This window comes from Mycobacterium sp. TH-M106, assembly GCF_057473765.1.
In genome coordinates, this window is the sequence record NZ_JBYCLE010000286.1 from 1 (window position 1) to 12,130 (window position 12,130).

Annotated in this window: 13 protein-coding genes and 2 pseudogenes; 6 read left to right on the top strand and 9 right to left on the bottom strand. The window is 68.5% G+C overall.

Annotated elements, in window-relative coordinates:
* Nucleotides 1–455: ATP-dependent metallopeptidase FtsH/Yme1/Tma family protein (locus tag AC2VOP_RS09865; protein ID WP_486960782.1), on the bottom strand; the 455-nt coding region annotated here is incomplete at its 3' end.
* Between the two features lie 149 nt (nt 456–604).
* Between AC2VOP_RS09865 and AC2VOP_RS09870 the strand changes: the two genes are divergently transcribed.
* Entirely contained in the window at nt 605–1,588 is a 984-nt protein-coding gene (locus AC2VOP_RS09870; protein WP_486960783.1) for an alpha/beta fold hydrolase, read from the top strand.
* A 55-nt stretch (nt 1,589–1,643) separates the two neighbouring features.
* Here the strand turns inward: AC2VOP_RS09870 and AC2VOP_RS09875 are convergent, their stop codons facing one another.
* The 3 genes from AC2VOP_RS09875 to AC2VOP_RS09885 form a co-directional block, all read right to left on the bottom strand.
* The gene (locus AC2VOP_RS09875; RefSeq protein WP_486960784.1) at nt 1,644–3,344 is read right to left on the bottom strand and encodes a hypothetical protein; all 1,701 of its coding nucleotides are present in this window, start codon (nt 3,342–3,344) and stop codon (nt 1,644–1,646) included.
* Nucleotides 3,341–3,973: an IS607 family transposase gene (locus AC2VOP_RS09880; protein ID WP_486960785.1), complete on the bottom strand. Its 633-nt coding sequence runs from the start codon at nt 3,971–3,973 to the stop codon at nt 3,341–3,343. Before AC2VOP_RS09880 ends, AC2VOP_RS09875 begins: the two co-directional genes overlap by 4 nt.
* A gap of 71 nt (nt 3,974–4,044) precedes the next feature.
* Nucleotides 4,045–4,410: a hypothetical protein gene (locus tag AC2VOP_RS09885; protein ID WP_486960786.1), complete on the bottom strand. Its 366-nt coding sequence runs from the start codon at nt 4,408–4,410 to the stop codon at nt 4,045–4,047.
* Nucleotides 4,411–4,597: 187 nt separating this feature from the next.
* On the opposite strand from AC2VOP_RS09885, the pseudogene AC2VOP_RS09890 reads away from it, so the two are divergent.
* From AC2VOP_RS09890 to AC2VOP_RS09900, 3 genes and pseudogenes are all read left to right on the top strand, one after another.
* A pseudogene (locus tag AC2VOP_RS09890) lies at nt 4,598–5,047 on the top strand (LLM class flavin-dependent oxidoreductase); the annotation flags it as partial.
* A 29-nt stretch (nt 5,048–5,076) separates the two neighbouring features.
* Nucleotides 5,077–5,244: an alcohol dehydrogenase catalytic domain-containing protein gene (locus AC2VOP_RS09895; protein WP_486960794.1), complete on the top strand. Its 168-nt coding sequence runs from the start codon at nt 5,077–5,079 to the stop codon at nt 5,242–5,244.
* A pseudogene (locus tag AC2VOP_RS09900) lies at nt 5,178–5,576 on the top strand (zinc-binding dehydrogenase); the annotation flags it as partial. The gene AC2VOP_RS09895 and the pseudogene AC2VOP_RS09900, both read left to right, overlap by 67 nt.
* Before the next feature lie 308 nt (nt 5,577–5,884).
* On the opposite strand, the gene AC2VOP_RS09905 reads toward AC2VOP_RS09900, so the two are convergent.
* Entirely contained in the window at nt 5,885–6,769 is an 885-nt protein-coding gene (locus AC2VOP_RS09905; RefSeq protein WP_486960787.1) for an SCO6745 family protein, read from the bottom strand.
* A gap of 92 nt (nt 6,770–6,861) precedes the next feature.
* On the opposite strand from AC2VOP_RS09905, the gene AC2VOP_RS09910 reads away from it, so the two are divergent.
* Nucleotides 6,862–7,602 (top strand): SIMPL domain-containing protein, encoded by a 741-nt coding sequence (locus tag AC2VOP_RS09910; protein ID WP_486960788.1) that lies wholly within the window; start codon nt 6,862–6,864, stop codon nt 7,600–7,602.
* Between the two features lie 33 nt (nt 7,603–7,635).
* On the opposite strand, the gene hpt is transcribed toward AC2VOP_RS09910, so the two are convergent.
* The 4 genes from hpt to dacB are packed head-to-tail and all read right to left on the bottom strand — an operon-like array spanning nt 7,636 to nt 11,813.
* Entirely contained in the window at nt 7,636–8,247 is a 612-nt protein-coding gene (hpt, locus tag AC2VOP_RS09915; protein ID WP_486960789.1) for a hypoxanthine phosphoribosyltransferase, read from the bottom strand.
* Nucleotides 8,248–8,284: 37 nt separating this feature from the next.
* Complete coding sequence (gene tilS, locus AC2VOP_RS09920; protein ID WP_486960790.1) at nt 8,285–9,247, bottom strand: tRNA lysidine(34) synthetase TilS; 963 nt, start codon at nt 9,245–9,247, stop codon at nt 8,285–8,287.
* Nucleotides 9,226–10,350 (bottom strand): zinc-dependent metalloprotease, encoded by a 1,125-nt coding sequence (locus AC2VOP_RS09925; protein WP_486960791.1) that lies wholly within the window; start codon nt 10,348–10,350, stop codon nt 9,226–9,228. The genes tilS and AC2VOP_RS09925 overlap by 22 nt, the downstream gene beginning before the upstream one ends.
* Nucleotides 10,338–11,813 carry a D-alanyl-D-alanine carboxypeptidase/D-alanyl-D-alanine endopeptidase gene (gene dacB, locus AC2VOP_RS09930; RefSeq protein WP_486960792.1) on the bottom strand — a complete coding sequence of 492 codons (1,476 nt, stop codon included), beginning with the start codon at nt 11,811–11,813 and terminating at the stop codon, nt 10,338–10,340. The genes AC2VOP_RS09925 and dacB overlap by 13 nt, the downstream gene beginning before the upstream one ends.
* A gap of 84 nt (nt 11,814–11,897) precedes the next feature.
* Here dacB and AC2VOP_RS09935 point away from each other — a divergent pair.
* A partial coding sequence (locus AC2VOP_RS09935) for an inorganic diphosphatase (RefSeq protein WP_486960793.1) occupies nt 11,898–12,130 on the top strand: 233 nt, incomplete at its 3' end.

Consider the following 12,130-nt stretch of genomic DNA (forward strand, 5'->3'; position numbering starts at 1 on the left):
TGCTTGGCCCGCGACTTGCCGAAACCGAAGCCCATCCGGGCCCCGCCCTGCATCCGCGAGAACATCACGAACAGCCCGACCAGCAACAGCAGCGGCAGCATGTAGACCAGCAGCGAACCGAGGATGCTGCCTTGGTTGACGACGGTGTTGATCTCGGCTTTCTTGCCACTCAACGCGTCATAGAGGGTGACCGCGTACCCGGTCGGGTACTTGGCGATGATCTTGTCTGAGCCGTCGGTGGCGCTGGTGGCCTTGTCCAGGGTCAACCGCAGCTGCTGCTCGCGGTCGTCGATCTGCGCGCTCTTGACGTTGCCGTCATGGATCTGCGCCACCGCCACCGAAGTGTCGACGGGCTGGTATCCGCGGGTGTCGTCGCTGAAGTAGAAGAACGACCAGCCGAGCAGCAGCACCACGGCGATCGCCGTGAGCGTGCGGACCACGTTTTTCCGATTCATCAAGCATCGGCCATCAACGTCATGGGGTCGGCCGACTCCTTCCGGTGGTAGCGGTAACAGTCAAGGCTACCGCCCATGGCCGTTGCCGACGTGGCTGAGCCGGTTCGCAACCCCTTCTCAGCACGGTGTGGTTGTGCTTTGGTGAGACGATGAGCGTCTCTACGCCCGCCCCTGCTGAACGCGTAGTCGAGACCAATGGTGTGGTGTTGCGGGTCACCGAAGCAGGCGACCGAAGTTCCGGCACCCCGGTGGTGATCTTGGCGCACGGCTTCCCGGAACTGGCCTACTCGTGGCGTCACCAGATCCCGGCCCTGGCCGACGCGGGTTTCCACGTATTGGCCCCCGATCAACGCGGTTACGGCGGCTCGTCGCGACCTGAGGAGGTCGCCGCCTACGACATCGCCGCCCTCACCGCCGACCTGGCCGGCCTGCTCGACGACGTCGGCGCGCAGCGCGCAGTCTGGGTCGGCCACGACTGGGGCGCCCCCGTCGCCTGGAGCGCCGCGCAGCTGCACCCCGACCGGGTGGCGGCGGTGGCGGGGTTGAGCGTCCCACCGGTGCCCCGTCCGCGGGTGCCGCCCACGGTGGCGTTCCGCAAGATCTTCGGTGAGAACTTCTTCTACATGCTCTATTTCCAACAGCCAGGTGTCGCCGACGCCGAACTCGCATCCGACCCGGCCCGCACCATGCGCAGGATGCTGGGCGGTCTGCAACGCGCCGGAGATCCAGCCGCTGCGGCCCGGATGCTCGCTCCGGGTCCGATGGGCCTCATCGACCGGTTTCCCGAACCGGACGGGCTGCCGGATTGGATCAGCGCCGACGAGTTCGACCACTACGTCACCGAATTCGCCCGCACCGGGTTCACCGGCGGCTTGAACTGGTATCGCAATCTCGACCGCAACTGGGAGATCCTGGCCGACCCGGTGGCCGCCACCATCGACGTCCCGGTGCTGTTCATCGCCGGAACCGCCGACCCGGTGCTGGGCTTCACCCGTCGCGACCGAGCCACGGAACTGGTCACCGGCTGCTACCGAGAGGTGATGATCGACGGCGCCGGGCACTGGCTGCAGCAGGAACGGCCCGGCGAGGTCAACGCGGCGCTGTTGGAGTTCCTGTCCGGACTGCAGCTGTGATCGCCGCACCAGCCGCGCCACTGCGGTTCGGAGTCTTCATCACGCCGTTTCATCGTTACAACTGAAGTTGGCCGTTGTTGGCCAACGCCGGGGTAACGGTTGCCCGGCCCGGATCGCCGCGTGCGTTCCGGCGAGGCGGGCGAGATGCGGTTCCTCGCATCCTTGGCCGGTGTCGGCTACCGGTGCTCACCTGTTGGCTGTCTGGTCCGGTCTGGTGGGCAGCTCTCACCGCGCGATCCTCCGGTCGCTGCGGTGTCACACCTTTCCGTCGCCGGGCCGAATAGCCTTGGGCGCGACGCCCGATAACCGTGGCCGCGGCCTGGTGACGGGTGACGTTTTTATAGGGGCGCTGCCAGTGTTGAGCGCCCCAAACGCTGCTGTAGGCGGGGTTGACCGCGAACACCTCGACACCGGCCCGGTGGCACATGCCGGCCAGCCGGTTGCGGAACACCGCCGTCGGGATCCCCGACACGGTGGCGCGGAAGCGCTTCCCGCGGGCGCCGCGGCCCATCGTTTCCCGTCCGAGGGCCCGCGCGTCGGCGAAGTCGAGATCCTCGACCGCGATCGCACCGATGGCGTGCCGTTGGGTGTAGCGCAGCAGTTTCGTGATGGCGTGGCGTAGTTGGGCATCGCGGCGCGAAGCACTGCCCGACAGGTCGATGTCGATGCGCTGCGCGGCCCCGACCGGGTTGCCGTTGGCGTCCAGGCGGCTCACCGCGAGATGCCCGTCGTTGAGGTCCACCCCGACCACCGGGCCTATGGTGTGCACATCGTCACCGGGGCCGCAGCCGTCACGTCCCACCCAGTAGGGCACCGAGGGGATCGCCCACGCCGCGCTCAGATACCGGCCAGCACGGCCGGGTTTGCGGGTGATCGTGTAAGACACCGAGTTAGCGCTGCTGATCCGCTGAGCCCATTCGTCGTGGCGGTAGGGAAATTTCGCGGGACACGACAACACGTAGCGCCCGCGTGCGGCGTTGGCCATGTGCTCCAATGGTTTGGGCAACCGGACACTGATTTCACCAGTCGGGGTGACGGTGATGGTCAGGTTGCCGAACGGCTCATCTGGGGAGCCGTTAGCAGTGATCCGATACCGGGCGGCGTCCCACCTGTCGCGCCAGCCATCGGCGGTCAGACCGGCATCGCGCAGATGGTGACGCATCTTGGCCAGCCGCTTCCCGCCTTCCACGACGCGCACCCGGTGATCGGCGCGGTCGGCTTCGGTGCGGGCGAGCTCGGCGCGCAGATGCTGCAGCCGCTGTTGCTTTTGGAACCGTTCCGCCTGGCTGGCGTAGCCCTTGGGCTCCTTGGCTTTGCGGCGGGCTTTGCGCTCACCGGCGGTGAGAGTGTCGGCGGTGGGGGCGGCCAGGCGTTTGTCGATGGTGGCGATCGCCGCCCGCAACCCGATGGTGTGGCGGTGCTGGGCGTCGCGGGCCAGCCGGTGCTGGTCATCGTTGCCGGCGATGATCGCATTGGCCCACCGTGCCGAGGATTGCGCGGTCAGCGCCTTCTTGCGGGCGTTCAGCCGGGCGCGGCGCACCCGGCGGCGCTTGTCGTCACTCAACAGGGGATCCACCGGTTCGCGCCGAGATGTCGCGGCCAGATCCGCGCGCCGCAACCGGCCCAGATGCGCAGCGACCCGATCGAGCACCAACTCGTCGTCGGCAGACGTGCGCAGCCGCGTGGTGATCGCCACTCCCACCGGAGCGGCCACCGGTTTCACCCCGCGCCATGAGCGCAGTTTGCGTTCGGTCACGCGGCATCACCGCTTCCGGTTTCGGCCGTCACCGCCGCGCGCAGCCGTTTCGTTTTCGCCGACCGCTGCCCGTATAGGCGGCCGGCGAAACTGGTCACGATCGCCAGCATGTCGCGCACCAGCTCCGATTCGGCCGACTCGTCCTCGGGCTGGCCGGTGTAGATCACCGTCACCCCGTAGCCGGCCAGCAGGTTCTCGATCACCCCGACGCCGAACCGGGCCAGCCGGTCCGGGTGCTCCACCAGCAGCCGATCCACACCGGGTTTCATGCACTCGTTTAGCGCTTTACGCAGTCCGGCCCGCCGATCCGACAACCCCGACGCGACATCGGTGAACACCACCAGGGCATCATCGGCGTGCGCCCGCAGCCGGGCCACCTGCCGGTCGAGGTCCCCTTCGGCCTGTTGGCGCCGCGAGGAGACCCGCGCATACCCAACCGCCTTGCCTGCCCCAGGTTTGCGGGCGATCGCGTCCAAGTCGCCGACCCGAAAGATCCGCCGCCCGCCGGCGCCGCGCGCATCCGGCAGCCGCCCCTCAGCGGTGTAGCGACGCAACGTGCGCGTCGACACCCCCAACCGGTGCGCCGTCACGGTCGCCGACACGTAGTCGTCGGGACCACGGTTAGCCATCGGCGGCATCCTCATCGCCGCGTGGCATTTCACAGAGCATCCGGGGCGGCGCGCAGACCTGGGCGGACATGTCAGCAATGCTTCATCAGGTCGTTGACGTCGAACGGCAACTCCACGCCATGTTCGGCCAGGATCGCCCGCACGTCTGCCTCAGCAACGGTCACGCCGTCTTTCATCGCGTAGAACATCGCCTGCTCGACGTGGCCCATGACGTCTTGGTGCGTGGCGCACCAGCGCTGTACCTGCCGTTTGACCGCGTCTCGTTGGCGCTTCTTCTTCGGCGGCATCGACCTGTACGCATACGCCCGATGCGCGTTCTGCGCGCTCTTGTATCCATAGCCCTGAGCGTCATCGAGGACTTCGCCGGTCGCCTCATCAACCACGACGTAGCGCTTGTCGTAACCACCTGACAGCGACGCGCTGACAACAGCTTTCACGCGCCTCTCGCCCACACCTTCGCCCCTTCCACGTAGACCGAACACACCATCACAGATGGCCAACAATGACCTACAAACCAGTACCACAAACCGCGAATACCGGGCTCGCTACCCAGATACTCCCAGAAGGGTCCGACAAGTCGATTTAGCCGCTACTGGCCAACAAAACCGCCAGCTGATCCCAACCCGGTCCGTCGAGGACTGCACCTACGGGCTGGCCGACTTCGCGAACTACTTCGGCGCGGCCGGCTTCGTTCCGTTGGCCAACGCCGTCGAGGGCTCCCCGCGGTCGCCGCGGGAGTTCGTCGAAACCTACGCCGCGACCGGCAACTGCTGCATCGGCACACCCGACGATGCGATCGCCTACATCACCGACCTGCTCGACCGGTCCGGTGGATTCGGCACCCTGCTGCTGCTCGGCCACGACTGGGCGCCGCCCGCGGCCACCTACCACTGCTATGAATTGCTGGCCCGCAACGTGATTCCGCACTTCCAAGGACAGCTGACCGCGCCGCGGGCCTCCCATGACTGGGCTAAAGGCATGCGCGATCGGCTGTTCGGGCGAGCCGGGGAGGCGATCATGAAAGCGGTCGGCGAGCACACCGACGAGCTCAAGCAGCAGGCGGAACAGGGCTGATGCGCGCGGCGGTGCTGCGCGCCGGCCGCATGGTGTGCCGTGAGGACGTACCCGATCCGGTGCCTGGGCCCGGCCAGGTGCTGGTCGCGGTGAAAGCGTGCGGCATCTGCGGGTCCGACCTGCATTTCGCCTCGCGACGACGATGGGCGCGCACCAGACCATCGACCCGGCTGAAGGGTCGCCGTTCGACACGGTGACGCCGAAGGCGATCTTCGAGGCGGTCGGGGTGCCGGGCGTCATCGACGACGTGCTGCGACGCACCCCGGTCGGCAGCCGGATCGTCGTCGTCGGGGTGTGCATGCAGCCCGACACCGTGCATCCGTTCTTTGCCATCGCCAAGGAGATCAACGTGCAGTTCGTGCTCGCCTACGACCCGGGCGAGTTCGCCGAATCGTTGCGGGCCATCGCCGACGGCGAGATCGACGTGACGCCGTTGATCACCGGCGAGGTCGGACTGGACGGGGTGGGCGCGGCCTTCGACGACCTGGCTGACCCGGACCGGCACTGCAAGATTCTGGTCACGCCGTAGCGGGGCCGACGTAGCGGTGGAACGACTCCGGGTCACGGGTCGCTGTGGTGGCGCTCCCGTTGGGCGCGGCGGTCGAGATGGACTGAGATGTGGTGAGCCCCGACGACCTCGACGCACTCGAAGAGACGCTCGACATCCTGAGGCATCGCGAGCTTGTCAACTCGCTGAAGCGGTCGCAAGAAGAGGCCGCTCAGGTCCGGCATGCACCAACATGCGGGCCAGGGCGCCAGGCCCCACCCGCAACCGCTCTGCCTGCCGATGCAGCGCGACGTGGTCAGCCTCATCGAGGCGAACCGTGATTAGACCGGTCAACGCTGGGCGGCGGCCGCGAGATCCTGCGGCCCCGCCGGCGGATAGCCCCCGGCCGACTGCAGCTGCCGCGACCACTCACCCACCAGGCCTACCAGGTCGTCGAGGTCGTCACCGAGTCCGGCGATGATCGGCGCACATCCGTCGTCGGTGGTCACCTCGACGGCCTCGCGCGAGGCCCGGCCGGCATCGGTCAACGCGCCTTCGCGGATCAGCCCCCTAGCGACCAGCCGCTCCTCGGCGCCAGTCAGGTCGTCGTCGGCCCAGGCCCTGGTCCGCATGTAGCTGCGTAGCGGCAGGCCCCAGTACGCCTCGGTGATCAGACCGATCTCGACGGCGTCGAAACCGGCTGTGGTCCAGGCATTCACGTGCACGTCGCCGCGGTATTCGCGCAGCTGGTCCGCCAGCCGCCACGCGTCGGCCAGTGGTTCACCGGGGAGACCTTGGGCCACCAGGCCGGCAAACAGTGGTTTGCCGGCCAACGGCAGTGAATCCGTCGCCCGCCGTAACAACTCCAGCGCGCGGTCGAGACCGTCTGGGCTGTCGCCGAGGACGCGGCGAAGCTGGGCCAGCGCACCGTCGGTGCGCACCCGGCAAATGGTCCGGGCGTCGGTCAGGCCCCAGCCGCGGGTGACCGCAGGCACCACGACGGCCGGGTTGAACACCGCGAAGGCCGCGGCGACCACCTCACCGGGCACCTGTCCCATGACCGAGCCGCGGCTACAGAAGTAGGCGGGCCCGTCGGGCATCTCGACCTCGCCGGTCTTGCCGGGACTGGGTCCGAAACCCAGTGCCGCATAGCCACGGTGGCACTCCGGGGCGAAGTACACCTGCGCTGCAAACGGTTCGATCGCCGTGGCCAACGCTCTCGACGGGTCAGTCATGGTGGGCAGCTCCTTAGTTTGCGTGACCAGGTTCTGGCCTCAACGGTAGTCGCCGGTGCCGGTCCGACCGCCGAGGCGCTAGGGTGCCAGACATGTCGACTGCACGCAGCGCCAAGGCGCTCGGCGTGATTGTGGGTCTGACCGCCGTGACGCTGTCCGGATGCGACGCCAATCCGGGAGCGGCCGGCGACAACCCGCGCCGGGTGACGGTCATCGGTTCCGGGCAGGTCCAAGGCGTGCCGGACAGGTTGACTGCTGACGTGGGCATCGAGTTCGTCGCCTCTGATGTCACAGCCGCGATGAACCAGAGCAGCGAACGCCAGCAGGCGGTCATCACCGCGCTGGTGGACGCCGGCGTGAGCCGCAAGGACATCAGCACCACCACGGTCAGTTTGCAGCCGCAGTACGGCAATCCGGACGGTGCCGCTGGAGGTGGAGCTGCCATCACCGGCTACCGCGCCGACAACACGATTCGGGTCAAGGTTGCCTCGGACTCCGCGTCGCAGGCACTGGCGTTGATCGTCAGCACCGGCGGCGACGCCACCCGGATCAATTCGGTGAGCTACTTCGTCGACGACGATTCCCAACTCGTGCGTGACGCGCGGGCGCGCGCCTTCGACGACGCGAAAGGCCGCGCCGAACAATACGCCCAGTTGTCCGGTCTCCACCTCGGCAAAGTGATCTCGATCTCCGAAGAGTCCGGCCACACCCCACTTTCCGTGTTGCCCGCGCCGACGCCGGCGCCCCGCGGTGCGATGGCCGCACCGGTTCCGGTGGAACCCGGCCAACAGACGGTGAGCTTTTCGGTGACCGCGGTCTGGGAGCTGGTCTGAGCCGATGGTGGCGACCCGGCGGCGCTTGCGCGGCTACTCCTGGTAGACGCGGGGGTCGAGGGTCCCGATGTAGGGCAGGTCGCGGTAGCGCTCGAGGTAGTCCAGCCCGTAGCCGACCACAAACTCGTTCGGGATATCGAAGCCCACATAGGTGATGTCGACGCCGGCGCGCGCCGCGTCGGGCTTGCGCAGCAGTGTGCATACCCGCAGCGACCGTGGATGGCGGGTGGCCAGATTGCGCAACAGCCACGACAACGTCAACCCCGAGTCGACGACATCCTCGACGATCAGCACATCGCGGTTGCTGATATCGCGGTCGAGATCTTTGAGGATGCGCACCACCCCCGACGACGACGTCGACGACCCGTACGAGCTGACCGCCATGAACTCGAACTGGCTGGGCAACGGGATCGCCCGGGCCAGATCCGTGACGAACAGCACCGCTCCCTTGAGCACGGTGATCAGCAGCAGATCCGCACCCTCGAGCAGGCCCCAGTCCTGGTAGTCCCGGCCGATCTGCGCACCGAGCTCGGTGGTGCGAGCACGGATCTGCTCCTCGGTCAGCAGCACCGATTTGATGTCACCCGGGTACAACTCCGGCGGGTGCCCCGACGAGGCCCCCGGCGAGCTCGTAGCCACGACCACAGCGTGCCACGCGCGGCGACGACAACCAACCGCCGGGTCAGATCGGCTCTCGCCGTAGCCGCAGCAAACCGTCACCGCGACCGGCGACCAACCGCTGACCGCGTAATGCGGACCCGACCGCGACCCCGCCCTGACCGCGCCACCCGGTGACCAGCCTGTCCACCCCGCGGATTTGTCTGTCGGTCAGTCCCGTCGCGCCGCCGGCCAGCAGCCAGCACCGGATCGCCGCACGCCGGACCGGGCCGGGCAACGCGCTCAAGGCGTCGGTGTCCAGCCCGGTACCCGCTGTGACACCGGGCAACGCCTGCGCGGCCAGCGAGTCGATCAGCTCGGTGGTCTCCCGCAGCGCCGTCGCGGTGCGGGCCAACGCCTCGGCGACCCCGCCGCCGAGCACCTCCTCCAGCAGCGGCAGCACCTCGTGACGCAACCGGGTGCGGGTGAAGCGGCGGTCGTTGTTATGCGGATCCTGCCAGGGCGTCAGCGCAAGCTCCAAGCAGGCGGCGCGCGTCACGTCGCGCCGTACCCCCAGCAGCGGCCGGCACCACGGCGGGTCGTACGGGAACATCCCGGCTATCGAGCGGGCGCCCGAACCGCGGCCCAGCCCGAGCAGCACCGTTTCGGCCTGGTCGTCGAGCGTGTGGCCCAGCAACACCGGGTCGTGGCCGCGAGCCTCGTCCAGCGCGGCGTAACGGGCTGCGCGGGCCGCAGCCTCGGGGCCGCCGTCGATGCCCACGGAGGCAGATATCACTTGGGCGCCAACGCATCCCAGATGCGTTGCCTGCGCCGCTGCGGTAGCGGCTACCGACGCCGATCCGGGTTGCAGGCCGTGGTCGACGATCAGCGCGGTGGTGGGCAGCAGCTGCGCGGCGACCGCGGTCAGCGCCAGCGAGTCGGCACCACCGGACAGCCCCACCGACCATCGGCCGGCGGCGGGCAGGTACGCCTCGGCGAACTTCGCGACAGCCTTGCTCAGCTGAGCTACAGCACTCGGTTGATCCACCGTTGCGGCTCTTCGATCTCCATGGGCAGCGGTAAGGTCTGCGGATCCGACCAGACCGCGTTGAACCGGTCCATCCCCACCCGGTCCACCACTTGGTCGACGAATGCCCTGCCGCGGGTGTATTGGCTGAGTTTGGCGTCGATGCCCAGCAACGCGCGCAACAGCCGCTGCAGCGGTGGCTGGCTGCGCTGCCGCCGTTCGTCGAAGCGGCGGCGGATGGTCGCCACTGACGGCACCACGACGGGGCCGACGGCGTCCATCACATAGTCGGCATGGCCCTCCAGCAGCGTGCCGAGCACCAGCACCTGGTCCAGGGCGGTGCGCTGCGCCTCGGACTGCACCGCGCGTAACAGGCCCAGAATCCCCGACGGGCCTCCCGGCGTGGCGGTCCCAGGGGCCGCGGGTGTCACAGGGTCCACAGGGTCCACAGGGTCCACAGGGGCGCCGAAGCGGCGGTTCCAGACGTAACCGGCGAGCCGGAGCAGCACCTGCACGGCGTCGTCACCGCTTTCGGCGGTCAGCACCGCCAACGCCTGCGACATGTAGCCCGATAGCCACGGGTTAACGGTGAACTGCACCCGATGCGTCGCCTCGTGCAGGCATACCCACAACCGGAAGTCCGCCGGCGTCACCCGTAGTTGGCGCTCGACGGCGATCACGTTCGGGTACACCAACAACAGGCTGCCGGCACTATCGGGGGTGAACGGGTCGTACTGGCCGAGAATGCCCGACGCGACAAACGCCAGCACCGCACCCGCCTGCGCACCGGTGACCCGCCCGGTGAAAAAACCATGCGCCCGCTCGGTCCCGCCCGTCATCACCCGCATCGATTCGGCGGCCGCGGTGATCCACTGCGGCCGGTCGACGATCCGGGCGTCGGGCACCGCACCGTCGTCACCCAACCCGGTCACCTCCCGCACCAGCGGTTCAGCGACCCTGGCCGAGCTGATTAAGTCATCGACCACCTGGCGGCGGGTGTACTCGGTGGTCGGCGGCGCCGGGCGGGCCAGCCAGCCGCCGACCGCGGCGGCGAAGCGCCAATCCACCGCGCGCCCGATGGTCACGTCAGACGACTCAGCTAACGAGGTTGTCACGATCCGCATCCACACGACCGCAGAATGGCGGCCACCGCGTCGATCGCGGTGCGCCCGGTCGGGCCGGCGTCATTGGAGATCAACGCGAACGTCAGCACCCGCCAGCTGCGGTCGGTGACCACGCCGGCTAACGCGTTGGTGCGGGTCAGCGAGCCGGTTTTGGCCCGCAACCACCCCGCCGTGTCGTGATCGACAGCCGGGTCGAGGAAACGCTCGGACAGGGTGCCGCTGCCCCCGGCGACCGGCAGCATGTCCAGCAGCGGCCGCAGTGCCGGCTCGCCCCGCCCGGCGGCCGCCTGCACCACCTCGTCGAGGGTCTTCGCCGTCAACCGATCGTCGACCGACAGCCCGCTGGAATCCACCAGCGTGGTGCCGCTCAGCTCGACGTGGGCCGTAGCCAGCCGGTTGGTCACCGCATCCACAGCCCCGGAGAACGACCGCGGCCGGTGCAGGGCCGCCGCCACTTCACGGCCGATGCATTCGGCCATGACGTTGTCGGAGGCATTCATCATCTCCCCCAACCGGTCGATCAGCGGCGCCGACCGCACCGAGGCCAGTTCGCGTCCAGCGGCCAAGCCGGTGGCCGAGCTGGGCGAAGTGGCCCCAGTGGCCCCGTTGGCCCCGGAAGCTGACGTGGCTGAACTAGCCGAACTAGCCGAACGAGCCATCGTCACCCGGCTGGTGTCGACGCCGAGTGCGTCGGCAAGCGCACGCCCGGCATCCAGCGCGGGGGTCACCGAGCGGCGGGACTCGACGCTGACCGGCTGAATCCGTCCCCCGTCGAGCATCACCGACTCGATCGGGGCGACGTCACCGCCCTCGATATCCAGAGGATCCCAGCCCGGCGCCATCGTCGGCCCGCTGAACGCTGAGGTGTCCACCTGTATCGCCGTTGGCGCCGCGCCGCTACGGCGGACCTGATCGGCGAGGTCGCTGATGCGCGCCGCATCCCGATACCAGGTTTGCTGGCCGGGCGGAGCCGCGGACAACGTCGGGTCGCCGCCACCGACCAGCACGATGACCCCGGGCTGATCGCCGGCTGTCACCCGGGTGGTGACCCGGGCGTTGCGGTCCAGCGCCAGCAGTGCTGCGGCCGTGGTGAGAACTTTGTTGGTCGATGCCGGCTGCATGGGCAGATCGCGCTGCTGAGCCCAGAGCTCCGTTCCGGTCATCGCGTCGGTGATCCGACCGCTCAGCGTTCCGAGGTTGGGGTCGGACACCGCTGCGGCCAGCGATGCCGCCAGTCCGGCGATGGTGGGCATCGGCGCGGTGTCGGGCACCGGAACCACTTCCGGTTTGGCCGTCGCCGCCGGCGGCGCGGGCTCAGTCGCAGCGCTGCCGCCGCGACCACCCGAAGTCCACAACGCGGCCGCCACCACCAGGACGACGGCTACCAGCACCAGCGCCGACACCGCGAATCCCAGGCGGGTGGCCCGCCTACGACGAACGCGGTGCCGCTGGGTGTGACGCATGACTCTCCTGCCTGTCTGGCCCAATTCTGCCGTATTGGATATATTCGTTCAGACTTGTCCAGATGACCCGAAGGAGCTAACCCGGTGGAGTTCGACGTCACGATCGAGATCCCGAAAGGCCAACGCAACAAGTACGAAGTCGATCATGAGACCGGGAAGATCCGGCTGGATCGCTACCTCTACACCGCGATGGCCTACCCGACCGACTACGGCTTCATCGACGACACCCTCGGCGAGGACGGCGACCCGCTCGACGCGATGCTGTTGCTGCCGCAGTCGGTGTTTCCGGGCGTGATGGTGCCGGCGCGGCCGGTGGG